General features: G+C 64.9%; 22 protein-coding genes. 13 read left to right on the top strand and 9 right to left on the bottom strand.

Annotated elements, in window-relative coordinates:
- Positions 1 to 11: 11 nt before the first annotated feature.
- Together ACZ9C1_RS09470 and ACZ9C1_RS09465 are read right to left on the bottom strand one after the other, a co-directional pair.
- A complete protein-coding gene (locus ACZ9C1_RS09470; protein WP_476253908.1) occupies positions 12 to 2,519 on the bottom strand; it encodes an ABC transporter permease in 2,508 nt (835 codons plus the stop codon).
- On the bottom strand, positions 2,519 to 3,202 hold the full coding sequence (locus ACZ9C1_RS09465) for an ABC transporter ATP-binding protein (protein ID WP_110700931.1): 684 nt from the start codon (positions 3,200 to 3,202) through the stop codon (positions 2,519 to 2,521). Before ACZ9C1_RS09465 ends, ACZ9C1_RS09470 begins: the two co-directional genes overlap by 1 nt.
- Before the next feature lie 10 nt (positions 3,203 to 3,212).
- On the opposite strand from ACZ9C1_RS09465, the gene ACZ9C1_RS09460 reads away from it, so the two are divergent.
- The 3 genes from ACZ9C1_RS09460 to ACZ9C1_RS09450 all read left to right on the top strand — a co-directional run bounded on the left by ACZ9C1_RS09460 (position 3,213) and on the right by ACZ9C1_RS09450 (position 5,228).
- Positions 3,213 to 3,818 carry an arylesterase gene (locus ACZ9C1_RS09460; RefSeq protein WP_476253907.1) on the top strand — a complete coding sequence of 202 codons (606 nt, stop codon included), beginning with the start codon at positions 3,213 to 3,215 and terminating at the stop codon, positions 3,816 to 3,818.
- A gap of 58 nt (positions 3,819 to 3,876) precedes the next feature.
- Positions 3,877 to 4,158 carry a hypothetical protein gene (locus ACZ9C1_RS09455; protein WP_102683256.1) on the top strand — a complete coding sequence of 94 codons (282 nt, stop codon included), beginning with the start codon at positions 3,877 to 3,879 and terminating at the stop codon, positions 4,156 to 4,158.
- A 95-nt stretch (positions 4,159 to 4,253) separates the two neighbouring features.
- Positions 4,254 to 5,228: a L,D-transpeptidase family protein gene (locus ACZ9C1_RS09450; RefSeq protein ID WP_476253906.1), complete on the top strand. Its 975-nt coding sequence runs from the start codon at positions 4,254 to 4,256 to the stop codon at positions 5,226 to 5,228.
- A 229-nt stretch (positions 5,229 to 5,457) separates the two neighbouring features.
- Here the strand turns inward: ACZ9C1_RS09450 and oprI are convergent, their stop codons facing one another.
- Positions 5,458 to 5,709, bottom strand: a complete 252-nt coding sequence (gene oprI, locus ACZ9C1_RS09445) for an outer membrane lipoprotei OprI (RefSeq protein ID WP_003259780.1) — start codon at positions 5,707 to 5,709, stop codon at positions 5,458 to 5,460.
- Between the two features lie 490 nt (positions 5,710 to 6,199).
- Between oprI and ACZ9C1_RS09440 the strand changes: the two genes are divergently transcribed.
- Positions 6,200 to 6,481 (top strand): GNAT family N-acetyltransferase, encoded by a 282-nt coding sequence (locus ACZ9C1_RS09440; protein WP_031315036.1) that lies wholly within the window; start codon positions 6,200 to 6,202, stop codon positions 6,479 to 6,481.
- Between the two features lie 62 nt (positions 6,482 to 6,543).
- Here ACZ9C1_RS09440 and ACZ9C1_RS09435 read toward each other — a convergent pair whose 3' ends face one another.
- Positions 6,544 to 7,620 (bottom strand): 3-deoxy-7-phosphoheptulonate synthase, encoded by a 1,077-nt coding sequence (locus tag ACZ9C1_RS09435; RefSeq protein WP_011533136.1) that lies wholly within the window; start codon positions 7,618 to 7,620, stop codon positions 6,544 to 6,546.
- 259 nt (positions 7,621 to 7,879) lie between these two features.
- Between ACZ9C1_RS09435 and ACZ9C1_RS09430 the strand changes: the two genes are divergently transcribed.
- The 3 genes from ACZ9C1_RS09430 to cysB all read left to right on the top strand — a co-directional run bounded on the left by ACZ9C1_RS09430 (position 7,880) and on the right by cysB (position 10,536).
- The gene (locus ACZ9C1_RS09430) at positions 7,880 to 8,842 is read left to right on the top strand and encodes a putative 2-dehydropantoate 2-reductase (RefSeq protein ID WP_198753924.1); all 963 of its coding nucleotides are present in this window, start codon (positions 7,880 to 7,882) and stop codon (positions 8,840 to 8,842) included.
- 95 nt (positions 8,843 to 8,937) lie between these two features.
- Entirely contained in the window at positions 8,938 to 9,435 is a 498-nt protein-coding gene (locus ACZ9C1_RS09425; protein WP_046854907.1) for a universal stress protein, read from the top strand.
- Positions 9,436 to 9,561: 126 nt separating this feature from the next.
- Positions 9,562 to 10,536: an HTH-type transcriptional regulator CysB gene (gene cysB, locus ACZ9C1_RS09420; protein ID WP_011533140.1), complete on the top strand. Its 975-nt coding sequence runs from the start codon at positions 9,562 to 9,564 to the stop codon at positions 10,534 to 10,536.
- A gap of 37 nt (positions 10,537 to 10,573) precedes the next feature.
- Here the strand turns inward: cysB and ACZ9C1_RS09415 are convergent, their stop codons facing one another.
- The 5 genes from ACZ9C1_RS09415 to rloA all read right to left on the bottom strand — a co-directional run bounded on the left by ACZ9C1_RS09415 (position 10,574) and on the right by rloA (position 16,004).
- Complete coding sequence (locus ACZ9C1_RS09415; RefSeq protein ID WP_102683259.1) at positions 10,574 to 11,308, bottom strand: phosphoadenylyl-sulfate reductase; 735 nt, start codon at positions 11,306 to 11,308, stop codon at positions 10,574 to 10,576.
- A gap of 113 nt (positions 11,309 to 11,421) precedes the next feature.
- Positions 11,422 to 12,765, bottom strand: a complete 1,344-nt coding sequence (pabB, locus tag ACZ9C1_RS09410) for an aminodeoxychorismate synthase component I (RefSeq protein ID WP_102683260.1) — start codon at positions 12,763 to 12,765, stop codon at positions 11,422 to 11,424.
- 181 nt (positions 12,766 to 12,946) lie between these two features.
- Entirely contained in the window at positions 12,947 to 13,927 is a 981-nt protein-coding gene (locus tag ACZ9C1_RS09405; protein ID WP_102683261.1) for an alpha-L-glutamate ligase-like protein, read from the bottom strand.
- Positions 13,927 to 15,462, bottom strand: a complete 1,536-nt coding sequence (gene rloB, locus ACZ9C1_RS09400; protein WP_198753926.1) for an osmotic stress tolerance membrane protein RloB — start codon at positions 15,460 to 15,462, stop codon at positions 13,927 to 13,929. The genes ACZ9C1_RS09405 and rloB overlap by 1 nt, the downstream gene beginning before the upstream one ends.
- Before the next feature lie 5 nt (positions 15,463 to 15,467).
- Positions 15,468 to 16,004: a retropepsin-like aspartic peptidase RloA gene (gene rloA / locus ACZ9C1_RS09395; protein WP_102683263.1), complete on the bottom strand. Its 537-nt coding sequence runs from the start codon at positions 16,002 to 16,004 to the stop codon at positions 15,468 to 15,470.
- A gap of 285 nt (positions 16,005 to 16,289) precedes the next feature.
- Here rloA and ACZ9C1_RS09390 point away from each other — a divergent pair, with 285 nt between their 5' ends.
- The 6 genes from ACZ9C1_RS09390 (at position 16,290) to prpD (ending at position 24,825) form a co-directional block, all read left to right on the top strand.
- Positions 16,290 to 17,006 carry a GntR family transcriptional regulator gene (locus ACZ9C1_RS09390; protein WP_102683264.1) on the top strand — a complete coding sequence of 239 codons (717 nt, stop codon included), beginning with the start codon at positions 16,290 to 16,292 and terminating at the stop codon, positions 17,004 to 17,006.
- Positions 17,003 to 17,893, top strand: a complete 891-nt coding sequence (gene prpB / locus ACZ9C1_RS09385) for a methylisocitrate lyase (RefSeq protein WP_038706441.1) — start codon at positions 17,003 to 17,005, stop codon at positions 17,891 to 17,893. Before ACZ9C1_RS09390 ends, prpB begins: the two co-directional genes overlap by 4 nt.
- 151 nt (positions 17,894 to 18,044) lie before the next feature.
- Positions 18,045 to 19,172: a bifunctional 2-methylcitrate synthase/citrate synthase gene (gene prpC / locus ACZ9C1_RS09380; RefSeq protein ID WP_102683265.1), complete on the top strand. Its 1,128-nt coding sequence runs from the start codon at positions 18,045 to 18,047 to the stop codon at positions 19,170 to 19,172.
- Positions 19,173 to 19,328: 156 nt separating this feature from the next.
- Positions 19,329 to 21,917 (top strand): Fe/S-dependent 2-methylisocitrate dehydratase AcnD, encoded by a 2,589-nt coding sequence (gene acnD / locus ACZ9C1_RS09375; RefSeq protein ID WP_277504970.1) that lies wholly within the window; start codon positions 19,329 to 19,331, stop codon positions 21,915 to 21,917.
- 164 nt (positions 21,918 to 22,081) lie between these two features.
- Complete coding sequence (gene prpF, locus ACZ9C1_RS09370) at positions 22,082 to 23,272, top strand: 2-methylaconitate cis-trans isomerase PrpF (RefSeq protein ID WP_277504969.1); 1,191 nt, start codon at positions 22,082 to 22,084, stop codon at positions 23,270 to 23,272.
- 68 nt (positions 23,273 to 23,340) lie between these two features.
- Positions 23,341 to 24,825 (top strand): 2-methylcitrate dehydratase, encoded by a 1,485-nt coding sequence (gene prpD, locus ACZ9C1_RS09365; RefSeq protein ID WP_476253905.1) that lies wholly within the window; start codon positions 23,341 to 23,343, stop codon positions 24,823 to 24,825.
- Positions 24,826 to 24,892: the final 67 nt, after the last annotated feature.

Genomic DNA, 24,892 nt, shown 5'->3' with positions numbered 1-24,892 from the left:
CTGCGCAGGGCTCAACCCTCGCGCAGCACGGTCAGCGGGCTGCTGTTCAGTGCCCGCCGGGTGCCATAGCCACCGGCGGCGCCGATCAGCAGCGCGCCCAGCAGCGGCAGCAGGAGCAGCGCTGGGTGCGGCGCCCAGGCCAGGTCGAAGGCATGGCGGTACAGGCCGAAGGTGATCAGCTCGCAGCCGAGTGCCGCGAGCAGGCCGCTGGCGGCGCCGAGCAGGCCGAACTCGATGCGTCGTGCCTTTACCAGCAGCGGGCGTGCTGCTCCCAGGGCCCGCAGCAGGGCACCTTGGCGGATGCGTTCGTCGAGGGTCGCCTGCAGGCCGGCAAACAGTACCGCCAGCCCCGCAGCCAGCACGAACAACAGCACGTACTCCACCGCCAGGGTGACTTGGGCGAGGATGCTGCGCAGCTGGGCGAGCAGCGCATCGACCTGCAGCACGGTCACCGCCGGGAACGCCCGGGACAGCGCGACGATTTCCTGGTCGTGGCCCGGCGCCAGGTAGAAGCTGGTGAGGTAGGTGGTGGGCAGGCCTTGCAAGGTGCCCGGCTGGAAGATCATGTAGAAGTTTGGCTGGAAGCTGTCCCAATGCACGCTGCGCAGGCTGCTGACCCGGGCCTGGCGTTGCTGGCCGCCGATGTCGAAGGTCAGCAGGTCGCCCAGTTGCAGGTGCAGGCTCTGCGCCAGCTCCGCCTCCACGGAAACCCCGGGGGCTTCATCGTTGGCGGGTGTCTGCTGCCACCATTGGCCGGCGCTCAGGGCATTGCCCTGGGGCAGCTCGGCGGCCCAGGTCAGGCTGAGGTCACGCTGGATGGCGCGCTCGCCAGTGGATTCCTTGCTGACCAGCTGGCGCACCGGCTGCTCGTTGATATGGGTCAGGCGGCCGGGAATCACCGGGTACAGCGGCGCGGCGGTGGCGTTGATCTGGGCCAGGCGCTCGGCGAACGGCTGGCGCTCATCGGGCAGGATGTTCAGGGCGAAATGATTCGGCGCGTCCTTGGGCAACTGCGCCTGCCAGGTGTCGAGCAGTTCCGCCCGCAGCAGGGCGACCAGGCCCATTGCCAGGAGGATCAGGCCGAAGGCCAGGGCCTGGCCGGCGGCGGCCAGCGGGTGACGCAGCAACTGCCCGAGCCCCAACCGCCAGGCCAGCGGCGCGCCGGCCAGCAGCCGGCGCAGGCTGCGCAGGCCGAGCAACAGTAACCCCCCCAGCAGCAAGGCGGCGATCAGCCCGCCGCCGAGCAGGGCGAAGGTCAGCAGCAAGTCCAGGCTCAGGCGCCACATGATCAGGCCCAGGGCGAGCAGTGCGGCGCCGTACACCAACCAGCTGCTCGGTGGCAGTGGCAATAGGTCGCGGCGCAGGACCCGTAGCGGCGGCACGCGACCCAGGGCTGCCAGGGGCGGCAAGGCGAAGCCGGCCAGGGCTACCAATCCGGTGCCGATGCCGGCCAGCGCCGGGGTGAGGCCACCGGGCGGCACCTGGCTGGGTAGCAGCCCTTCGAGCAGGCGGAACAACCCCAGCTGGGCGATCCAGCCGAGCAGTGCGCCGATGACTGCAGCGGCGACACCGAGCATTGCCAGTTGCAGGCTGTAAAGGCCAAGGGCCTGGTGCCGGGACAGGCCCAGGCAGCGCAGCAGGGCACTGGCATCCAGGCGCCGCGCGGCGTAGCGGCTGGCCGACAAGGCCACGGCGACGCCGGCCAGCAGCACCGCCACCAGGCTCGCCATGTTCAGGTAACGCTCGGCCTTGCCCAGTGCGCCGCCGATCTGCCGGTTACCGTCGCGAGTGTCGAGCAGGCGCTGGTTGGCGGCCAGGCTTTTTTCCGCCGCCTGCCGGTACGTTTGCAAGGCGTCGATATCACCGCGCCACAGGTCGCGGTAGCTGACCCGGCTGCCCGGCTGGATGACGCCGGTGGCGTCCAGGTCGGCGAGGTTCATCAGCACCCGAGGGGTCAGGCTGTAGAAGTTGCCGGCGCGGTCGGGCTCGTAGGTCAGCACGCGGCTCATGCGCAGGGTCTTCATGCCGACGTCGATGCTGTCGCCGATGGCCAGGCCGAGCGCCGCGAGCAGGCGCGGTTCGACCCAGGCCTCTCCCGGCGCCGGGCCGCCACCGGGCGTCTCTGCGGTATAGGGCGCCGGGGCGCTGCGCAATTGGCCGCGCAGCGGGTAGGCGGAGTCGGCCGCCTTGATGCTGGAAAGCTGGATGCCGCTGTCGCCGCTAACCACGCTGGTGAACTCCACCACCCGCGCATGACGCAGGCCCAGCGCGGTGCCGCTGGCGATCTGCTGCGCGGCGGGTGGGGCACTGCCCTGCAGGACCAGGTCGGCGCCGAGGAACTCGCTGGCGCGCAACTGCATGGCGCCGTTCAGGCGAGCGCCGAAGTAGCCGATGGCGGTGCTGGCCGCCACCGCAACCAGCAGGGCGAAGAACAGCACGCGGACTTCGCTGGCGCGCGCGTCACGCAGCAACTGGCGCAGCGCAAGGGTGCACAGGCGTGGGAACGATAGGCGGGTCATCAGGGCTCCAGGGGCGTCACCAGGCGTCCGGCATCCAGGCGGATCAGGCGGCGGCAGCGCTTGGCCAGGCGTTCGTCGTGGGTTACCAGCACCAGTGTCGTGCCGCGCTCCTGGTTCAGTTCGAACAAAAGGTCGCTGATGCGCTCGCCGGTGTGGCTGTCGAGGTTGCCGGTGGGCTCGTCGGCGAACAGCACGGCCGGTTGCGCGGCGAAGGCGCGGGCGATCGCCACCCGCTGCTGCTCGCCGCCGGAGAGCTGGCGCGGCGTGTGGCTCAGGCGTTTGCCCAGGCCGACCCGCTCGAGCAGATCGCGAGCGTGCTCGCGGGCATCGCGGCGACCGTCGAGCTCCAGCGGCAGCATGACGTTCTCCAGGGCGTTGAGGCTGTCGAGCAGTTGGAACGACTGGAACACGAAGCCGACGTGCTCGGCGCGCACCCGGGCGCGCTGGTCCTCGTCGAGGGGGCCGAGGTCGTGTCCGGCCAGTATCACCTTGCCGGCACTCGGCCGGTCGAGCCCGGCGAGCAGGCCCAACAGCGTGGACTTGCCGGAACCGGAGGCACCGACGATGGCCAGGCTGTCGCCTTGGGCGAGGTCGAGGGAGAGCGCGTGGAGGATGGTCAGGTCGCCTTCCGCGCTGGGGACCACTTTGCTAAGGTTCTGCGCAACGAGAATGCTGGGGCTCATGGAGAATCCGATGCGAGTGTGGTGGTTGAGTGCCGGTCTGGCCCTGTGTTGCCTGGCCCAGGGCGCGGCAGCGGGAACATTGCTGGTCGTGGGCGATAGTATCAGCGCCGGTTTTGGCCTGGATACCCGTCAGGGTTGGGTCAACCTGCTGCAACAACACCTGCGCAAGGAGGGTTTTGACGACCAGGTGGTCAATGCCTCCATCAGCGGCGACACCAGCGCGGGCGGCCAGGCGCGGCTGTCGGCGCTGCTTGCAGCGCACAAGCCGGACCTGGTGGTGCTGGAGTTAGGTGGCAACGATGGCCTGCGCGGGCAGCCACCGCAGCAATTGCAACAGAATCTTGCGGCAATGATCGACCAGTCCCGCGATGCGGGGGCCAAGGTCGTGCTGCTGGGCATGCGCCTGCCCCCCAACTACGGTGTGCGCTACACCACGGCGTTCGCCCAGGTCTACGAGCAACTGGCCACGGAGAAAAAGGTGCCGCTGGTGCCGTTTTTCCTGGAAGGCGTGGGCGGGGTGCCGGAGCTGATGCAGGCCGATGGCATCCACCCTGCAGCCGCCGCCCAGCAGCGCTTGCTGGAAAATGCCTGGCCGGCGATAAAACCCTTGCTGTGATGCTTTTATCGGGGGCCGCTTTCGGCTAATGTTGCGCCCCCCGTTTCGAGTGCCCCCGATGCCGCGCCCTGCCTGGTCCCTGTACGCCTACCAACTGATCGAGCCCGACGAGCAGCTCGACCTGTTTGCCTGCCAGGAAGTGCGCATCCACCTCGCCGCCCGCCAGCTCGAGCTCGGCGTGCCTGTCGACCGCACCTTGTGCGGTGGCCTGCTGCCCGCGCAGCCGCGCTGGTCGAGTGTCGAGCGGGCCATCTACCGTGACGAGCGCCTGTGTGAGTTGTGCAAGGCAATCCTCGATGCCCAGCGGCGTGGCATGCGCCCGGTGTGGCCGGAACTCTGAGTGCCTTTCATCATCTGAAATGCTTGCGCCTCCCGCTTGTTTCGGCGCGGGTGTACAATCGATTCCCTTGACTGACCTTTCGAAGGATTTCCCGGATGTTGCCGCGCTTTCCCGCCGTCACCCGTAGCCTGACCCTGGCCGCCTTGCTGGCGACAGGCCCCGCTGTTGCGCTGGAACTGCCGTTGCCACCCCCCGGTGAGGACGTCGTCGGTCAGGTCCACACCATCCAGGCCAAGTACGAAGACACTTTCGCCGATATCGGCACCGCCAACGACCTTGGCTACCTGGAGATGATCGCCGCCAACCCCGGCGTCGACCCATGGCTGCCGGGCGCCGGTACCGAGATCATCCTGCCGACCCGCTACATCCTGCCGCCAGGGCCGCGCGAAGGCATTGTCATCAACCTGGCCGAGTACCGCCTCTACTACTACCCGAAAGGGCAGAACGTGGTGCATACCTTCCCGCTGGGTATTGGTCGCGAGGGTTGGGGGTCGCCGATCGCGAACACCAAGATCACCGCCAAGACAGCTAATCCGACCTGGACCCCGCCGGCCTCGATCCGTGCCGAGCACGCCGCCGATGGCGACATCCTGCCGACCGTGGTGCCGGCCGGGCCGGACAACCCGCTGGGGCCGTTCAAGTTCACCCTTGGGGTGCCGGGCTACCTGATCCATGGCTCGAACAAGAAGTTCGGTATCGGCATGCGCACCAGTCACGGTTGCTTCCGCATGCTCAACAACAATGTGCTGACGCTGTCGAAGATGGTCCCGGTGGGCACCCCGGTACGTATCATCAACGAGCCGTACAAGTTCGGTATCAGTGCTGGCAAAGTCTATCTGGAAGCCCACACGCCGCTGGACGATCAAGGCAATCCGTCGGTGGTCGACAAGCACACCGCCGTCATCAACGCGCTGCTCAAGCGTGAAGACCTGGCCAACAACTTGCGCATGAATTGGGACATGGTTCGCGATGTGGTCGCCGCCGAAGATGGCATGCCGGTCGAGATCGCCGTGCCTACCAATGGTGCAAGCGCGCCGATGGTGTCGAGCATTCCACCGGAATTGCAGTAAGCGATTACCCGCCGTTAACTAGCGGGGCACTTAGGGGGCGCCTTGCGGCCCATCGCGGGGCAAGCCCGCTCCTACAGGTAGGCGTGCGCTGCGCTGTAGGAGTGGGCCTGCCCCGCGATGGGACGCAAAGCGGCCCCTGTTGTTTGGCCTTGCAGCAACAGGCTTTCTTCGAGGCAATAAAAAAGCCGACCCACAAGTGGGTCGGCTCCATAACAATCCGTGAGGATTATTACTTGCGGCTGGCTTTGTCCAGCATACGCAGAGCGCGCTCGTTGGCTTCGTCAGCGGTCTGCTGAGCCTTCTGAGCAGCTGCCAGAGCGTCGTCAGCTTTGCGGTAGGCTTCGTCTGCACGAGCCTGGGCGCGAGCTGCTGCGTCTTCGGTAGCAGTCAGGCGAGCTTCGGTTTCTTTGGATACGCTGCTGCAACCGGTAGCCAGAACTGCGGCCAGAGCCAGAGCAGAGAATTTCAGAACGTTGTTCATCGTGTTCCCCTTCAAGGACTTTCTATTAAATAGCCATCTCTCGGAAAAGAGAAACTGGCCGGCGTACATAGTACCCATTACTTGTAGTAAGTAAACTGACTGAGCGCAAGAACTGCAAAAAAAATGCTGCCGAGGGCTCTGGCGACAGGGTTTGTAAACAAAGTGTGAAAACCATGGGCAGCGTTCGCAAGCGATTGTAGTACAGGAACTTTTTTGTTGAACTAAGGGTGACTTTAACTGTCTGTCAGCGTCTTAGCCCTACAACATCCGGATGCTGTTGCCAGGCGGTGCAGGCGTTGCTGTCAGCATTTTCATTCAGGGCAGCTTGAGCATTCTTGCTGGCGCCGCCTACTATTTGAGGGTGCCATCGACGCAGAACGATCCAAATCGTGCTGCTGTCCAAGGGGCACAGGTGGCGTGGAGGTTCCTCCGCCGGATAAACCACATCGGTAAGGTATGGGTCTGCCGACAAGACCTGCGAGGAGTAGTGATGAGCGAAACGCTGACCATCCACCATGACCAGGCCGGTCATCAGTTCGAGACCACCGTGGACGGTCACCGGGCGTACCTGACGTACATGGACCTGGGCAAGCAGACGCTGGACATCTATCGCACCTTCGTTCCCAACGCCCTGCGCGGGCGCGGGATTGCCGCCGCGCTGACCGAAAAGGCCCTGGAGTACGCCGAGCAGATGGGCTATACGGTCATCCCGTCGTGCTCTTATGTGGAGCGCTACATGGAGCGCCAGCAGCGTCATTCGAGCAAGGCCTGACCTGGCAGCACGCACACATGAAAACGCCGGGCATTGCCCGGCGTTTTCGTTTGCGCGATTTCTCAGCCGCGCTGACGCTTGGGCAGCACATCCTTGAGCTTGGCGTGCATGCTGCGCAGGGTCTTCTCGGTGGCGGCCCAGTCGATGCAGGCGTCGGTGACCGACACGCCATACTGCAGCTCGTCGAGGTTCTTCGGAATGGCCTGGCAGCCCCAGTTCAGGTGGCTCTCGACCATCAGGCCGATGATCGACTGGTTGCCTTCGAGGATCTGGTTGGCCACGTTCTCCATGACCAGTGGCTGCAGGGCCGGATCCTTGTTGGAGTTGGCGTGGCTGCAGTCGACCATGATGTTCGGCTTGATCTTCGCCTTGGCCAGGTCCTGTTCGCACAGGGCGACACTCACCGAGTCATAGTTGGGCTTGCCGTTGCCGCCGCGCAGCACCACGTGGCCGTAGGCGTTGCCCTTGGTGGTGACGATGGATACGCCACCTTCCTGGTTGATGCCCAGGAAGCGGTGCGGCTTGGACACCGACTGCAGGGCGTTGATCGCCACGGTCAGGCCGCCATCGGTACCGTTCTTGAAGCCGACCGCCGAGGACAGGCCGGAGGCCATCTCGCGGTGGGTCTGGGATTCGGTGGTGCGGGCGCCGATGGCCGACCAGCTGATCAGGTCCTGCAGGTACTGCGGGGAGATCGGGTCGAGCGCTTCGGTGGCGGTGGGCAGGCCCTTCTCGGCCAGGTCCAGCAGCAACTGGCGGCCGATGTGCAGGCCGTCCTGGATCTTGAACGAGTCATCCAGGTACGGGTCGTTGATCAGGCCTTTCCAGCCGACGGTGGTGCGTGGCTTCTCGAAGTACACGCGCATGACCAGGTACAGGGTGTCGGAAACTTCCTCGGCCAATACCTTCAGGCGCTCGGCGTACTCGTGGGCGGCCTTGATGTCGTGGATCGAGCACGGGCCGACCACCACGAACAGGCGATGGTCCTTGCCGTCGAGGATATTGCGCACCACTTCACGGCCGGCAGTCACGGTCTGCAGGGCCTTGGCGCTGAGGGGGATTTCCTTCTTGAGCTGATCAGGGGTGATCAAGGTCTCGTTGGAGGCAACGTTAAGGTCATCGATCGGTAAATCAGCCATCGTGTTACTCGTCAGGTCACGGGTGCCGGCCGCCAGCAATCCCCGTGCGGCCCAGCAGCAGATTGTTCGCAGCGGGGAGGCCGAACCTTAGCGCGTTAGCGGGGGCGCGACAATGGGCTGGGCCCCGTCGATACGGGGTTTTTGCCCGCCAAGCGGCATTTGGGCGCGAGCTTGCGGCCTGGCGGGACGATTTCACCGTGGCAGCAACACCTGCGTATAGTGCTGACCCATAACAATGACTCTTGACCAGGAGCACGGCATGGCGTCCCTCGACCCTCAGGTTGGCAATCCCCGTATCGGCATCATTGGCAGCGGCGCAATCGGTGGCTTCTATGGCCTGATGCTCGCCCGCGCCGGCTTCGACGTGCACTTTCTGTTGCGCAGTGAATACCAGGCCGTGCATGAACAGGGGCTGCAGCTCGACAGCGCCGTGCATGGTCAGGTGCGCATGCCCGTGCAGGCCTACGCCTCTGCCGCCGACATGCCGCCTTGCGACTGGCTGCTGGTGGGGGCCAAGGCCACCAGCAATGCCGAGCTGGCGCCCTTGATCGTGCAAGCCGCAGCGCCGCAGGCCAGAGTGGTCTTGCTGCAGAATGGCCTTGGGGTCGAGGAGCAACTGCGCCCGGCCTTGCGTCCGGACATGCACCTGCTGGGTGGGCTGTGCTTCATCTGTGTCAACCGCGAGCGCCCCGGGGTGATTCGTCACCAGTCGTTGGGCGCGGTGAACCTGGGCTATCACAGTGGCCCTGCACAGGGTGACGCAGCGGTAGTGGTGGAGGAGGGCGCGGCCCTGTTCCGGGCCGCGGGCATCGACTCCCAGGCCATGGCCGACCTCGACCAGGCGCGTTGGCAGAAGCTGGTGTGGAATGTGCCCTACAACGGCCTTTCGGTGCTGCTGCAGGCCAGCACCACACCCCTGATGGGCGATGCCGACAGCCGTGCGCTGATCCAGGCTCTGATGGCGGAAGTGGTGGCCGGCGCCAGGGCCTGTGGCCTTGAGTTGCCGCAAGGCTATGCCGAACACCTGTTCCGGGTTACCGAAAAGATGCCGGACTATTGGCCAAGCATGTATCACGACCATGCCTTGCAGCGGCCGCTGGAGCTGCAGGCGATCTACGCCGAGCCCTTGGCCCGCGCACGCGCGGCGGGGTGCGAGTTGCCGCGCATGGAGGCGTTGTACCAGGCACTGGCGTTTCTCGACCGGCGTAACCGGCAGGCCTGAAAGCCGCAGCGGCTGTGCGCCGGACGGCCAGGCGACGGCCCATGGCGCTGCTAAGCTCAAGCTTGCTCTGCCGAAGCGGCAGTCGAGGAGGTCGAATGATCCGTTCCATGCTGTTCGCTACAGACCTCGGTGTTTACGCGCCCTTCGTCATGCAGCACGCCTTGGCCCTGGCGCGGACCTTCAACGCGGAGCTGTATGTGATCCATGCCGTGGAGCCCATGGGCCAGTTCGCCGAATCCTTGCTGCAGAGCTACCTCGATGAGCAGACTCTCGATGCATTGCACAGTGAGGGCGTGACTACGGTCATGGCCAATATCGAGCAGCGGGTGCTGGAAAACTTTCGCGAGGAACTGGGCGAGGTCGCCGATCTGGCGCTGATCCGTGCGGTACGGGTGCGTCAAGGCGACCCGGCGCAGGTGATCCTTGAACAGGCCCAGCGCCTGGCGGTCGACTTGCTGATCTTTGGCAGCCACAGCGCAGGGGCCGGGGTGGACGTGCCGATCGGTCGCACGGCGGTGCGGTTGCTGCAGCTGTCGCCGGTGCCGGTGTACATGGTGCCGTTGGCCCAGCATCTTGGGCGTAGGAAAGTGTGAGTGTGGCGGTAGGTTTTTTCCTGCGAACGTAACAAAATAGTTCTAGATTTATTTCTCTAGCCACTAATATAGTTATAACTCGTTGCTGCCGGCGCGCCGGTGACCTACCGCCTTTGAGGGATATCTATGAAGCTTCAGCAACTGCGCTACATCTGGGAAGTGGCGCACCATGACCTCAACGTTTCCGCGACGGCGCAGAGCCTCTATACCTCCCAGCCCGGGATCAGCAAGCAGATCCGCCTGCTCGAGGATGAGCTGGGCGTCGAAGTCTTCGCCCGCAGCGGCAAGCACCTGACCCGTGTCACCCCGGCGGGCGAGCGCATCATCAATACTGCCGGCGAGATCCTGCGCAAGGTCGAGAGCATCAAGCAGATCGCCCAGGAATTCTCCAACGAGAAAAAGGGCACCCTGTCGATCGCCACCACCCACACCCAGGCGCGCTATGCGCTGCCGCCGGTGATCAGCAATTTCATCAAGCAATACCCGGAAGTCGCCCTGCACATGCACCAGGGCTCGCCCATGCAGATCGCCGAGATGGCGGCTGACGGCACCGTCGATTTTGCCATCGCCACCGAGGCGCTGGAGCTGTTCGGCGACCTGATCATGATGCCGTGCTACAAGTGGAACCGTTGCGTGGTAGTGCCTCAGGGGCACCCGCTGACCAAGCTGCCTAAGCTGACCCTGGAGGCGGTGGCTGAGTACCCGATCGTTACCTATGTATTCGGCTTCACTGGTCGCTCCAAGCTCGACGAGGCGTTCAACCACCGTGGCCTGACACCGAAGGTGGTGTTCACCGCGGCCGACGCCGACGTGATCAAGACGTATGTGCGCCTGGGCCTGGGCGTGGGTATCGTGGCCAAGATGGCGGTGGACCCGAAGCTCGACAGCGACCTGGTGTGCCTGGATGCCAGCGAACTGTTCGAAGCCAGCATCACCAAGATCGGTTTCCGTCGCGGCACCTTCCTGCGTGGTTTCATGTGCGACTTCATCGAGAAGTTCGCCCCGCACCTGACCCGTGAGGTGATGGCCAAGGCGATCCAGTGCCATAACAAGCAGGAGCTCGAAGAGCTGTTCGAGGGTGTCGAGTTGCCGGTGCACTGACCTGAAATAACTGGGGCCGCTTTGCGGCCCCAGTCGTTCATGCCTTGCTGATCAGGTTGCCGGCGTGCAGCCCGCATTCCTTCTGGGTCGACTCCTCCCACCACCAACGTCCTTCGCGCTCATGCTGGTTCGGCAGCACCGGGCGGGTGCACGGCTCGCAACCAATGCTGATGAAGCCGCGCTCATGCAGGCTGTTGTAGGGCAGCTCGAGCATGCGGATGTAGCCCCAGACTTCCTCGCTGGTCATCTGCGCCAGGGGGTTGAACTTGTACAGGGGGTGTTCGGGGGTGGAGAAAGCGCTATCGATCTCCAGGGCAGCCACTTGGCTGCGGGTGCCCGGGCTCTGGTCGCGGCGCTGGCCGGTGGCCCAGGCGCTGACGGTGGCCAGCTTGCGGCGCAGCGGCTCGATCTTGCGGATGCCGCAGCACTCGCCGTGGCCGTCCTTGTAGAAGCTGAACAGGCCCTTTTCCTTGACGAACGGGTCGAGCTTGGCGCGGTCCGGGCTGAGGATTTCGATCGGCAGGTTGTACTGCTCGCGCACCTGGTCGATGAAGCGGTAGGTTTCCGGGTGCAGGCGACCGGTATCGAGGCTGAACACCTTGACCTGCTTGTTCAGCTTCCAGGCCATGTCCACCAGCACCACATCCTCGGCACCGCTGAAGGAGATCCACAGGTCGTCGCCGAAGTGTTCGAAGGCGAGCTTGAGGATCTCCTGCGGGGACTTGCTGGCGTAGGTCGCGGCCAGGGCGGCGACGTCGAAGGGTTGGCTCATCAGGCGGTTTCCATCGGGTGAGTGGCGCTGTGCGCTCGTAGTGGTCAGATGGTAACAAAAAATGGCGGGGCAGACGCCTGGCGATCGCGGGGCAAGCCCGCTCCAACGGAGTTCTACAAGGCTTGCAGCGTTTCCATCAGCACGCGCACCTTGGCGATCGACTCTTCGTATTCGGCCTGCCAATCCGAATCGGCCACCACCGCGCCACCGCCCCAGCAACTGACCTGGCCGTCCTTGACCAGCAGGCTGCGGATGGCGATCGAGCTGTCCATCTCGCCGCGCACGTCGAGGTACAGCAGCGAGCCGCAGTACAGCGCCCGGCGCGTCGGCTCCAGCTCGTCGATGATCTGCATGGCGCGGATCTTCGGGGCGCCGGTGATCGAGCCGCCGGGGAAGCTGCCAGCGATCAGGTCCAGGGCGTCCTTGCCGGCGGCCAGCTGGCCGACCACGCTGCTGACCAGGTGATGGACGTTGGGGTAGCTCTCCAGGCTGAACAGTTCCGGGACCTTCACCGAGCCGGTCTGGCAGGTGCGACCGATATCGTTGCGCAGCAGGTCGACGATCATCAGGTTTTCCGAGCGGTCCTTGGCGCTGGCCAGCAATTCGGCGGCGTTGCGGGCGTCCTCGCGCGGGTCGGCGGAGCGCGGCCGAGTGCCCTTGATCGGGCGGGTCTCGACCTCGCCCTGGCTGACACGGATGAAGCGCTCGGGTGAGAAGCTCAGCAGCGCCGTGCCTTCATCCAGCTGCTGGTAGCCGGAGAAAGGCGTTGGGCAGGCGGCGCGCAGGGCCTGGTAGGCGTGCCACGGGTCGCCCTGGCATGGGGCGCGGAAGCGTTGGGTAAGGTTGATCTGATAGCAGTCGCCGGCCTGGATGTAGCGCTGGACCTGGTCGAACGCTGCCCGGTACTGCGCGGCGTGAAGATCGCCGGTCATCGGCGCGAGCAACTGAAAGTCAGTCGATTCGGCCGAGGGGCTGGCTTCGAAGATCGCGATCAGGCGCTGCCGTTCGGCTTGGGGCAGGCTGGGGTGGAGCACCAGTTGGCTGCTGCCCAGTCGATGGTCGGTCACCAATGCCCACGCATACAGCCCGAGCTGCGCATCAGGCAGCTTGAGGTCGTCGGCCGCCAAGGCGGGCAGATGCTCCAGGCGCCGGCCGAAATCGTAGCTCAGGTAGCCGATCAAGCCGCCGGCGAAGGGCAGTTCGATGCCGTCGGGCAGCTGGGCTTCCCCCAGGTCCACCAATGCCTGGCGCAGGCGTTGCAGATAAGCCTGGCCGTTTTCATCGGTGCGTGCCTGCAGCTGTTGCAGGGGCCAGGCGCTGAGCAGGTCGTAGCGACCCCGTTCGGCGCTTGGACGGGCGCTGTCGAGCAGGATCGCGCCGGGCGCGCGGCGCAGGCGTTCGAAGTAGAAGGCGGGGTCGGGCTGGTAGGGCAGGGGGTGCAGCGTACAGGTCGGCATCAGAGTGGACGGCGATGAAAAAGCGAGGAGGGCGATTGTAGACCTGTGGGGGGGATGCGCCTAGCGCTGGCAGCGACATTTAGATGTTGCGCAAAGACAGGGGTCGTGGGAGCGGGCTTGCCCCGCGATAGCGCAGGCTGCCTTTATGCCAATCGCGGGGCAAGCCCGCTCCTACGAGGTTTCAGCCTGGATGAACGTGCCCGAACAGGCCTTGCGAGACCTTCACGCGCTGCTCGGCATCCTCGCTGCGACCTTCCTTGGCCAGCATCTCCAGGTGCGCCTCGATGGCGTGGGTGCGTTGCGTGAGCCCGCAGTCGTTGGCGATCTGGATGTTCAGGCCGGGGCGGGCGTTGAGTTCGAGGATCAGCGGGCCCTTGTCCTGGTCCAGCACCATGTCCACGCCGATATAGCCCAGGCCGCACAGCTCGTAGCAGCTGGCCGCAAGCTTCATGAAACCGTCCCAGTTCGGCAGTTGCACGCCGTCCACTGCGTTGGTGGTGTCGGGGTGCTTGCTGATGATCTTGTTCAGCCAGGTGCCGCGCAGTGTCAGGCCGGTGGCCAGGTCCACACCGACGCCGATGGCGCCCTGGTGCAGGTTGGCCTTGCCGCCGGACTGGCGGGTCGGCAGACGCAGCATGGCCATCACCGGATAGCCCATCAGCACGATGATGCGGATGTCGGGCACCCCCTCGTAGCTGATGCTCTTGAAGATCTGGTCCGGGGTGACCCGGTACTCGATCAGCGCCCGGTCGCGGTGCCCGCCCAGCGAATACAGGCCGGTAAGGATGCTGGAGATCTGGTGCTCGATCTCCTCATGGCTGATGATCTTGCCCGAGACCGTGCGGTAGCGGTCCTCGAAGCGGTCGGCGATCACCAGGATGCCGTCACCGCCGGCGCCCTGGGCCGGCTTGATGACGAAGTCGCTGCGCCCGCCGATGATCTCGTCGAGCTTCTCGATCTGCTTCTCGGTCTCGATGATGCCGTACATCTCCGGGACATGGATCCCGGCCGCCAAGGCGCGCTCCTTGGTGATGATCTTGTCGTCGACGATCGGGTACAGGTGGCGCTTGTTGTACTTCAACACGTAGTCCGCGTTGCGCCGGTTGATACCCATGATGCCCCGGGCCTCCAGGGCTTTCCAGGTCTTGATCAGGCCGAACATCAGGCGTCAGCCTTCTTCAGGAATGCCTTGAAGCGCACGAGCTCGGTCAGGCGGTAGCCGCGGTAGCGACCCATCGCCAGCATGAAGCCCACCAGGATCAGCAGCACCGCCGGGAAGGTGAAGACGAAGTACACGGCTTCCGGCACGGTCATCAGCAGGTGCGCGATGGAGGCGGCGAACAGGGTGCCGACGGCCACTTTCATGGCATGGCCGCCGCCACGTTCTTCCCAGGTGATCGACAGGCGTTCGATGGTCATGGTCAGGATCACCATAGGGAACAGCGCTACCGACAGCCCGCGCTCCAGGCCCAGCTTGTGGCTGAACAGGCTGATGGCGGCGATCAGCACCACGACGAAGGTCAGCACCACCGACAGGCGCGGCAGCATCTGCAGCTTGAGGTGTTCCAGGTACGAGCGCAGCGACAGGCCCAGGGCGGTGATCACCGTGAACAGGATGATGCCGAAGCCCAGTTGCGTCTCGCGGAAGGCCAGGGCGATCAGTACCGGGGTGAAGGTGCCCAGGGTCTGGATGCCGATCAGGTTGCGCAGCACCAGGATCACCAGCACGCCGATCGGGATCATCACCATGATCATGAAGGTCTGCTGGGTCTGTAGCGGCAGGCCGTACAGCGAGTACTCGAGGAAGTCGGCGTCGGTGTTCTCGTCGGTCAGCTTGGCCAGGCGGATGGCGTTCATCTCGCTGTTGTTCATGCTGAAGGTGACGGTGGCCTTCTTGCCGCCATCGACGGTGATCAGGTTGTCGTCGCCGGTCCACCACAGCAGGCGGTCGCTGGGCAGGCCCTGTTCGCCGGTCTCCGGGTTGAAGTACAGCCAGTCGTTGCCGTTGAAGCTGCGCAGCCACAGCTCAGGGCTCTGCGGGGTGTCGGCCACCAGGCGGATGGTGTGGACCTTCTCCAGCGGAACGTGGGCGATGGACAGCAGCAGGTCGATGACCTGGGCTTTCTTCAGCGGCGAGTTGTCGCCGGCCAGCAGCAGCTTGGCGTTGTCGTCGTTGGCGTTGTTGACCCGCTTGATGGTCTCGCTGACGAAGGTCTCGACGTCAGCCGAATGCTGGCGAATTGGTGCCATCAGTGCCTCGGCGGCAATCTTCTCCGGGCCTTCGACGGCCAGGCTGTCGCGGAAGGTCGGGCCTTTGATCTTGGCCTTCTCGTTGCTGTAGCGCTTGGTCAGCACCAGGCGGTAGTAGAGGGTCTGGTTGCCGCTGGCGCGACGGGCCGACCAGGTCACCTTGCGGTTGCCGTCGGCGCGGTTGACGCTGACCCCGTAGTTGTTGGAGATGAAGCTCTCGTTGAGGCTCACGTAGTCACGGTTCAGCGGGGGCACGAACATCTGCACCTTGACCGGGTCCTTGGCGCTGGCAACGAACTCGACCTTGGCGTCGATGTTCCACAGGTCATCGGTCTCGTCCTCGGTCACCGGGATGCCGAGGGCGAAGATCTGGTAGGCCGTGATCGCGATGCCCAGCACCACCAGGATGGTGATCAGGACTTTCAGGTGGAGGGTAAGAGAGCGCATCGGAATTACTCTGCTTTGGTAGCTTCGGTGGCACAGGCAGGTTTGCCGGCCGCGTATTTAAGGCTTGGGTCGACCAGCGCACCGAAGTGCTTGAGGGCCTCGGAGCCGATCAGCAGCGGGAACTGGAAGGCGCTGCGGTCGGTGAGGTTGACCTCGATGGTGCGTCGCGTCTGGCCCATGCAGATGTCGAGTTCGATGACCGGGCGGGCAGTGTAGGCCTTGCCCGAATCGGCGTCATAGTCCCCGGCGCGGCGCTTGATCTTGCTGACGCGGGCCAGAGGGCGTTCGATGGGGTGCTTGTGCGCGGCGTCGATGGCCAGGTAGAAGCGCACCCAGCTCTCGCCGTTGCGCTTGAAGCGCTTGATGTCGCGGGCGCTGAGCGAGGCGGTCTTGGCGCCAGTGTCGAGCTTGGCTGCCACTTCCAGGTCAAGGTCGCCCAGGCGGGCGTATTCATTGAGACCGTACACGGTCTTTTCGGCCGCGGGCGCGAGTGCCGGCAGCAGGGTCAGGCAGAGCAGCAATGAAGCGGGTTTGAGTCTCATAATCCTGGCGCGGTGCTGTGCAAAGTTCAGGGCAAGGCGACTGGCCAAGCGTCCTCATTGATCTGTCATGGGCATGAAATGATGACAGACACACTATCCATGCTCCCGAAGGAGCGCGGCATTCTATCACGCCGGTGCCTTGACGCCAGCGCGCCCGCGATCTGACCGCGGGTGGGCTTGGTTAGTTCGTTATTAGACGATTGTCGACAATGTTCTTTTTGTCTTTGACTGTAGCTCTCTGTTTAGCTAGTTTTGCCGTCATTGATTTTAAAGGTGTCGACAATCATGCTGGATGCATCCCAGGCCGTGGCACTGCCGCAGGACGAGACCGAGACCCTCTCGGAGCATGTCTTCCGGCGTATCCAGGCCGCCATCGTCAAGGGCGAGATCGCCCCCGGCAGCAAGATTTCCGAGCCTGAGCTTGCGCGTACCTACGGCATCAGCCGTGGCCCGCTGCGCGAAGCCATCCACCGCCTCGAAGGCCAGCGCCTGCTGGTGCGCGTGCCCCATGTCGGCGCACGGGTGGTGTCGCTGAGCCACGCCGAGCTGATCGAGCTGTACGAAATCCGCGAATCGCTCGAAGGCATGGCCTGCCGCCTGGCCGCCGAGCGCATGAGCCAGGCCGCCATCGACGAGCTGCGCCATGTGCTCGATACCCATGAGCGCGATGCCGCGTTCCAGGCCGGGCAGGGCTATTACCAGCAGGAAGGCGACTACGACTTCCACTACCGGATCATCCAGGGCAGCGGCAACCAGACCTTGTACAAGATGCTCTGCGGCGAGCTGTACCAGCTGGTGCGCATGTACCGCATCCAGTTCTCCTCCACGCCCAACCGCCCGCGCCAGGCCTTCGCCGAGCACCACCGTATCCTCGATGCCATCGAAGCCCGCGACGGTGAGCTTGCAGAACTCCTGATGCGCCGCCACATCGGCGCGTCCAAACGCAATATCGAGCGCCACTACCAGGGTGCCGACAACAATAGCCCACGAGGTGAGTCATGACAGTGAAGAGCACGCCCGGCCAGCGTTTCCGTGACGCGGTCGCCGCCGAACATCCGCTGCAGGTGGTCGGGACCATCAACGCCAACCACGCCCTGCTGGCCAAGCGCGCCGGCTTCAAGGCCATCTACCTCTCCGGTGGTGGTGTCGCCGCCGGCTCCCTGGGGCTGCCGGACCTGGGCATCAGTGGCCTGGACGACGTGCTTACCGACGTGCGGCGCATCACCGATGTGTGCGACCTGCCGTTGCTGGTGGATGTCGACACCGGCTTTGGCGCTTCGGCCTTCAACGTCGCCCGCACTGTCAAGTCGATGAGCAAGTTCGGCGCCGCCGCCATCCATATCGAGGACCAGGTCGGCGCCAAGCGCTGCGGTCACCGCCCGAACAAGGAGATCGTCTCGCAGCAGGAGATGGTCGACCGCATCAAGGCGGCCGTGGATGCACGCAGCGACGATAGCTTCGTGATCATGGCCCGTACCGACGCCCTGGCGGTGGAAGGCCTGAACGCCGCGCTGGATCGCGCCGCCGCCTGCATCGAGGCCGGCGCCGACATGATCTTCCCCGAGGCGATCACCGAGTTGCACATGTACAAGACCTTCGCCGACCGGGTGAAGGCGCCGATCCTGGCAAATATCACCGAGTTCGGCGCCACGCCGCTGTACACCACCGAGGAATTGGCGTCGGTCGACGTGTCGCTGGTGCTCTACCCGCTGTCGGCCTTCCGCGCCATGAACAAGGCGGCAGAGAACGTCTACACCGCGCTGCGCCGCGACGGCACGCAGAAGAACGTGATCGACACCATGCAGACCCGCATGGAGCTCTACGATGCCATCGGCTATCACGCCTTCGAGCAGAGCCTCGATGCGTTGTTCGCCCAGAAAAAAGGTTGAGGCCGTGAGGGCCTCATCGCTGGCAAGCCAGCTCCCACAGGATTGCGCAAGCCTGCTTTTTGTGGGAGCCGGCTTGCCGGCGATAGGCCGGTACAGCCACCCGGATTAGCCAGAAAGACTTCGATAACAAATTCAAGAAAGGAGAAACACCATGGCCGAAGCAAAAGTACTCAGTGGCGCGGGCCTGCGTGGCCAGGTGGCCGGCCAGACCGCGCTGTCGACCGTCGGCCAGGCCGGTGCCGGCCTGACCTACCGCGGCTATGACGTGCGCGACCTGGCCGCAGGCGCCGAGTTCGAGGAAGTGGCCTACCTGCTGCTCTACGGCGAGCTGCCGAGCAAGGCCGAGCTGGCCGATTACAAGCACAAGCTCAAGGGCCTGCGCGACCTGCCACAAGCCTTGAAGGAAGTGCTCGAGCGCATTCCGCGCGATGCCCACCCGATGGACGTGATGCGCACCGGCTGCTCGGTGCTCGGCACTCTGGAGCCGGAGCTGACCTTCGACGCCCAGCGCGACAAGACCGACCGCCTGCTGGCGTTGTTCCCGGCGGTGATGTGCTACTGGTACCGCTACACCCACCACGGCGTGCGTATCGACTGCAGCAGCGACGAAGACACCCTCGGCGGCCACTTCCTGCACCTGCTGCACGGCAAGAAGCCGAGCGAGCTGCACGTCAAGGTGATGAACGTCTCGCTGATCCTCTACGCCGAGCACGAATTCAACGCCTCGACCTTCACCGCCCGGGTCTGTGCCTCGACCCTGTCCGACCTGTACTCCTGCGTCACCGCCGCCATCGGCTCGCTGCGCGGCCCGCTGCACGGTGGCGCCAACGAAGCCGCCATGGAGCTGATCGAGCGCTTCCAGAGCCCGCAGGAAGCCACTGCCGAGCTGCTGCGCATGCTCGAACGCAAGGACAAGATCATGGGCTTCGGTCATGCCATCTACAAAGAGTCCGACCCGCGCAACGAAGTGATCAAGGGCTGGGCGAAGCAGTTGGCCGACGAGGTGGGCGACAAGGTCCTGTACCCGGTCTCCGAAGCCATCGACAAGACCATGTGGGAGCAGAAGCGCCTGTTCCCCAATGCCGACTTCTACCATGCTTCGGCGTACCACTTCATGGGCATCCCGACCAAGCTGTTCACCCCGATCTTCGTCTGCTCGCGCCTGACCGGCTGGGCCGCGCACGTGTTCGAGCAGCGCGCCAACAACCGCATCATCCGCCCGAGTGCCGAGTACACCGGCGTCGAGCAGCGCGAGTTCGTGCCGATCGAGCAGCGCTGAGGCAACGACCGCTGGGGCTGCCATGCAGCCCTTTCGCCGGCAAGCCGGCTCCCACAATGTCCATGCGTTGCTGTGGGAGCCGGCTTGCCGGCGATGGGGTGCGCAGCGCCCCCAAGGCCTGACCTGCAAACCGAATACCGTGAGCCCGATAACGATATGAACACCGCATTCCGCAAGAACCTGCCAGGCACCGCCCTGGACTACTTCGACGCCCGTGCCGCGGTCGAGGCGATCAAGCCTGGCGCTTACGACGGCTTGCCCTATACCTCCCGCGTACTGGCCGAAAACCTGGTGCGCCGCTGCGATCCGGCCACCCTCGATGCATCGCTCGAGCAACTGATCGAGCGCAAGCGCGACCTCGACTTCCCCTGGTTCCCGGCCCGCGTGGTGTGCCACGACATCCTTGGCCAGACCGCCCTGGTCGACCTCGCCGGGCTGCGCGACGCCATCGCTGAAAAAGGCGGCGACCCGGCCGCGGTCAATCCGGTGGTGCCGGTGCAACTGATCGTCGACCATTCGCTTGCCGTGGAATGCGGGGGCTTCGACCCGCAGGCGTTCGACAAGAACCGCGCCATCGAAGACCGCCGCAATGAGGACCGTTTCCACTTCATCAACTGGACCAAGCAGGCGTTCAAGAACGTCGATGTGATCCAGCCGGGCAACGGCATCATGCACCAGATCAACCTGGAGAAGATGTCGCCAGTGATCCACAACGACCGCGGCGTGGCCTACCCCGACACCTGCGTCGGCACCGACAGCCACACCCCGCATGTCGACGCCCTGGGCGTGATCGCCATCGGTGTCGGTGGCCTGGAGGCCGAAAACGTCATGCTCGGCCGCGCCTCGTGGATGCGCCTGCCGGAGATCGTCGGCGTCGAGCTGACCGGGCGCCTGGCGCCGAACATCACCGCTACCGACCTGGTACTGGCCTTGACCGAGTTCCTGCGCAAGCAGAAGGTGGTCGGCGCCTACCTCGAATTCCACGGTGCTGGCGCCAGCGCGCTGACCCTGGGCGACCGTGCCACCATCTCCAACATGGCCCCGGAGTACGGCGCCACCGCGGCGATGTTCGCCATCGACCAGCAGACCATCGACTACCTCAGGCTGACCGGCCGCGATGACCAGCAGGTGCAGTTGGTGGAAACCTACGCCAAGGTCGCCGGCCTGTGGGCCGACAGCCTGGCCAAGGCCGAGTATGAGCGCACCCTGAGCTTCGACCTGTCGAGCGTGGTGCGTAACATGGCAGGCCCGTCCAACCCGCATGCCCGCGTGGCCACCAGCGACCTGGCAGCCAAGGGCATTGCTGGACAATGGCAAGAGGTGCCGGGGCAGATGCCGGATGGCGCGGTGATCATTGCCGCCATCACCAGCTGCACCAACACCAGCAACCCGCGCAACGTGATCGCCGCTGGCCTTATCGCACGCAACGCCAACAAGCTTGGCCTGGTGCGCAAACCGTGGGTCAAGTCGTCGCTCGCGCCGGGCTCCAAGGCGGTGCAGCTGTACCTGAAGGAAGCCGGCCTGGAGCAGGAGCTGGAGCAACTGGGCTTCGGCATCGTCGCCTTCGCCTGCACCACCTGCAACGGCATGTCCGGCGCGCTGGACCCGTTGATCCAGCAGGAGATCATCGATCGCGACCTGTACGCCACCGCCGTGCTGTCGGGCAACCGCAACTTCGACGGGCGTATCCACCCCTACGCCAAGCAGGCGTTCCTCGCGTCGCCGCCGCTGGTGGTGGCCTACGCCATCGCCGGTACCATCCGTTTCGACATCGAGAAGGACGTGCTGGGCGTGGTCGACGGCAAGGAAATCCGCCTCAAGGACATCTGGCCGAGCGACGAGGAAATCGACGCCGTGGTGCGCGCCTCGGTCAAGCCCGAGCAGTTCCGCCAGGTGTACATCCCGATGTTCGCCATCGAGGAAGACAAGGGGCCGAAGGTCGCGCCGCTGTACGACTGGCGTCCGATGAGCACCTACATCCGGCGCCCGCCATACTGGGAAGGCGCCCTGGCCGGTGAGCGTACCCTGCGCGGCATGCGCCCGCTGGCGGTGCTGCCGGACAACATCACCACCGACCACCTGTCGCCGTCCAACGCCATCCTGCTGGATAGCGCCGCCGGTGAATACCTGGCGAAGATGGGCCTGCCGGAGGAAGACTTCAACTCCTACGCCACCCACCGTGGCGACCACCTGACCGCGCAGCGCGCCACCTTCGCCAACCCCAAGCTGTACAACGAGATGGTGCGCAACGACGACGGTAGCGTGAAGCAGGGTTCGCTGGCGCGCATCGAGCCGGAAGGCAAGGTGACCCGCATGTGGGAGGCCATCGAGACCTATATGCAGCGCAAGCAGCCGCTGATTATCGTTGCTGGTGCCGACTACGGCCAGGGTTCGTCCCGTGACTGGGCGGCCAAGGGCGTGCGTCTGGCGGGCGTCGAGGCGATTGTCGCCGAGGGCTTCGAGCGCATCCACCGTACCAACCTGGTGGGCATGGGCGTGCTGCCGCTGGAGTTCAAGGCGGGTACCGACCGCAAGACCTTGGGCCTGGACGGCAGCGAAACCTACGACGTGCTGGGCGAGCGCAAGCCGCGCGCGACGCTGACCCTGGTGGTCACGCGGCGCAACGGCGAGCGCGTCGAGGTGCCGGTGACCTGCCGCCTGGATACCGCCGAAGAGGTGTCGATCTATGAGGCGGGTGGGGTGTTGCAGCGCTTTGCCCAGGACTTCCTGGAAGGCACGGCCTGAATAAGCGGGGCCGCTGAGCGGCCCTTTCGCCGGCAAGCCGGCTCCCACAGTAGGTGCGGCATGCTCATGTGGGAGCCGGCTTGTCGTGACGACGAACCGCGGCGAATGGGCTGCGCAGCAGCCCCAGTCTTTGCGTCGCAATGAAAAGATCAGGAAACACTGCAATGGCACATGCACCACAGGTAAAAATCCCCGCCACCTACATCCGTGGCGGTACCAGCAAAGGCGTGTTCTTCCGGCTGCAAGACTTGCCCGAGCGCGCGCAGGTCCCGGGCCCAGCTCGCGACGCCCTGCTGCTGCGGGTGATCGGCAGCCCCGACCCGTACGGCAAGCAGATCGACGGCATGGGTGGCGCCACCTCCAGCACCAGCAAGACGGTGATCCTGTCTAAAAGCATCAAGCCCGACCACGACGTCGACTACCTGTTCGGCCAGGTCTCGATCGACAAGGCCTTCGTCGACTGGAGCGGCAACTGCGGCAACCTGTCCGCGGCGGTCGGCTCGTTCGCCATCAGTGGCGGTCTGGTCGATGCAAGCCGCATTCCACGCAACGGCATCGCTACCGTGCGGATCTGGCAGGCCAATATCGGCAAGACCATCATCGCCCATGTACCGGTCACCGAAGGCGAGGTGCAGGAAACCGGCGATTTCGAGCTCGACGGCGTGACCTTCCCGGCCGCCGAGGTGCAGCTGGAGTTCCTCGACCCGGCCGCCGACGAGGAGGGCGGAGGCGGGGCGATGTTCCCCACCGGCAACCTGGTCGACGACCTCGAGGTGCCGGGCGTCGGTACCTTCAAGGCGACCCTGATCAATGCCGGTATCCCGACCATCTTCGTCAATGCCGCTGATATCGGCTATACCGGCAGCGAGTTGCAGGACGCCATCAACGGCGATGCCGCCGCGTTGCAGCGTTTCGAGACCATCCGTGCCCATGGCGCCGTGCGCATGGGGCTGATCGAACATATCGACCAGGCCGCCGGGCGCCAGCACACGCCGAAAGTGGCGTTCGTCGCGACGCCGAGCACCTACACTGCCTCCAGTGGCAAAGCCGTGCCTGCCGAGGAGATCGACTTGCTGGTGCGGGCGCTGTCGATGGGCAAGCTGCACCACGCGATGATGGGCACCGCGGCGGTGGCCATCGGTACCGCCGCGGCGATTCCCGGGACGCTGGTCAACCTGGCTGCCGGTGGCGGGGAACGTAGCGCGGTGCGTTTCGGCCATCCGTCCGGGACACTGCGGGTCGGGGCCGAGGCGCGTCAGGTGGACGGGCAATGGACCGTGACCAAGGCAATCATGAGCCGAAGCGCTCGGGTGCTGATGGAGGGCTGGGTGCGCGTGCCCGGTGATAGTTTCTAAGGCATCAGTAGTGCTCGGCATTCGTTGAGCGGGGCCGCTTTGCGGCCCCTGTTATCAAGGAGCCACGAATGAGCGCAAACGTAGACCTCAACACCCGTCCCGACTACGACCAGGTCCTGCAGACCCTCGCCGACTATGTGCTCGGCTACCGCGTCGAGTCCTCCGAGGCGCTGAACACCGCCCGCCACTGCCTGATGGACACCCTGGGCTGCGGCCTTTTGGCCCTGCGCTTCCCCGAATGCACCAAGCATCTTGGCCCGTTGGTCGAAGGCACGATTGTCCCCCACGGCGCCCGCGTGCCAGGCACCAGCTACCGCCTCGATCCGGTCAAGGCGGCCTGGGACATCGGCTGCATCGTCCGCTGGCTGGACTACAACGACACCTGGCTGGCGGCGGAGTGGGGCCATCCTTCGGACAACCTTGGCGGCATCCTGGCGGTCACCGATCACCTGTCGCAAAAACGCGTGGCCAATGGCGAGGCGCCCCTGGCCATGCGCGAGGTGCTCGATGCCATGGTCATGGCCCACGAGATCCAGGGCGTGCTGGCGCTGGAGAACTCCTTCAACCGGGTTGGCCTGGACCATGTGCTGTTGGTCAAGGTCGCCTCGACAGCAGTGTGTGCCAAGCTCATGGGCGCCAGCCGCGAACAATTGCTGTCGGCACTCTCTCACGCCTTCGTCGATGGCCAGGCCCTGCGCACCTACCGTCATGCGCCCAACGCCGGCTCGCGCAAGTCGTGGGCGGCGGGGGATGCCTCCAGTCGTGGCGTGCGCCTGGCCGATATCGCGCTGCGCGGCGAGATGGGTGTGCCCGGTGCGCTGACCGCCAGGCAGTGGGGGTTCTACGACGTGTCGTTCAGCCACACCAACAAGGACCTGGCGCTCAAGCCCGAGGCGCAGCGGGAACTGCGCCTGCCGCAGCCGCTGGGCAGCTATGTGATGGAAAACGTGCTGTTCAAGATCAGCTTCCCCGCCGAATTTCATGCCCAGACGGCCTGCGAAGCTGCGGTGATCCTGCACCCGCAGGTGCGCAACCGCCTGCACGAGATAGACCGCATCGTCATCACCACCCACGAATCGGCGATTCGCATCATTTCCAAGGAAGGGCCGCTGGCCAATGCCGCGGACCGCGACCACTGCCTGCAATACATGACGGCGGTGCCGTTGATATTCGGTGACCTGGTGGCCGAGCACTACGAAGATGCCTTCCATGCCGCGCACCCGAGCATCGACCGCCTGCGCGAGAAGATGGTGATCGTCGAGGAACCGCGCTTCAGCCGCGAGTACCTGGAGGCCGACAAGCGTTCCATTGCCAATGGCGTGCAGGTGTTCTTCAAGGATGGCAGTCACACGCCGCAGGTGGTGGTGGAGTACCCGATCGGGCATCGACGCCGGCGGAAGGAGGGGATGCCGTTGCTGGAGGCGAAGTTCAGGGAGAACCTGGCGACGCGCTACGTGCGCCAGCGCTGTGAGGAAATCGTGGCGTTGTGCAAGGACCAGGCGAGGCTGGAGGCCATGCCCGTGCACAGGTTTGTCGATCTGTTCGTGATGTGATGTTCGCGATGAGGGCGGCGGCACCAACGAAAAAGCCCCGGTATCGCTACCGGGGCCTCTTCTTACC

It is taken from the genome of Pseudomonas sp. TE21435, assembly GCF_056279265.1.
Note: the sequence above shows the minus strand (reverse complement) of the source record. Positions and strands in the feature narration are given on the sequence as shown.